The sequence below is a fragment of the Holdemanella sp. genome, assembly GCF_056804935.1.
The window spans coordinates 3,869-4,386 of record NZ_DBMEXE010000142.1 but is presented as its reverse complement, the minus strand read 5'-3'; the positions used below and the strand labels follow the sequence as shown (position 1 = coordinate 4,386).

Genomic DNA, 518 nt, shown 5'->3' with positions numbered 1-518 from the left:
CTTTGATTATGGGAATCGCGATCTTCTTTAACGGCGTTTCAATTGCGGTTGAAAATAATTCTAGAAAAACTCTGATTACCAATGTTGTAAGGCAAAGTGAGCATTTAAATACAATATTAAATATCAACTATTCCTATTTAAATGTACTTGCACAAGAACTATCTAAATCTCAAGATTTATTTTCAGAGGATAATGTTTCTTTAATTCAAGCCTTTATGCATAATACAGATTTAAATCGAACGGCAATCATCGATCCAAATGGAAATGCTCTATATGATAATGAAGTCATAAAAAATGTAGCTCATCGTCGATATTTTAAAGAATCTATGCAAGGCAAACAATCTCTTTCAGATCCTTTAGAAAGCAGTGTTGATCAACAAACACGTGTTATTTTATGCGTACCCATCTTTAGAGATAGACAAGTCATTGGTGTAGTAGGCGGTTCTTACAATGTCACAAAACTAGGCAATATGTTGTTTGATGATCTGTTTGAGGGACAAGGAAAAAGTTTTATTGTC

1 protein-coding gene is annotated in these 518 nt (G+C 32.6%); it reads left to right on the top strand.

Translation table 11 applies throughout. From position 1 onward, the window contains the following. Positions 1–518, top strand: a 518-nt coding sequence (locus tag ACZQCL_RS06960; protein ID WP_482482426.1) for a PDC sensor domain-containing protein, incomplete at both ends; no start/stop codon positions are given.